Below are 241 nucleotides of genomic sequence, written 5' to 3' on the forward strand. Positions count from 1 at the left end.
GACAGTGCGTCGATGGCCGAGCTGTGCGCCATTATTTCGGCCTTTTCCGGCTGCCCGATCAACCAGTCTATTGCGATTACCGGCTCGATGAATCAGTTTGGTCAGGCACAACCGATTGGTGGCGTGAACGAGAAAATCGAAGGCTACTTTGACGTCTGTACCATCAAGGGACGGCATAATAACCAGGGGGTGATTATCCCGCAGTCGAATGCCCATAACCTGATGTTACGCAAAGACATTC

The 241-nt window shown here is 51.9% G+C and carries 1 protein-coding gene; it reads left to right on the top strand.

Annotated features, from left to right (window positions below; all coding sequences use genetic code 11):
• Positions 1–241: S16 family serine protease (locus R0J87_RS24110; RefSeq protein WP_498889568.1), on the top strand; the 241-nt coding region annotated here is incomplete at both ends.

This window comes from Halomonas sp. SIMBA_159 (assembly GCF_046536035.1).
GTDB lineage: Bacteria > Pseudomonadota > Gammaproteobacteria > Pseudomonadales > Halomonadaceae > Vreelandella > Vreelandella venusta_A.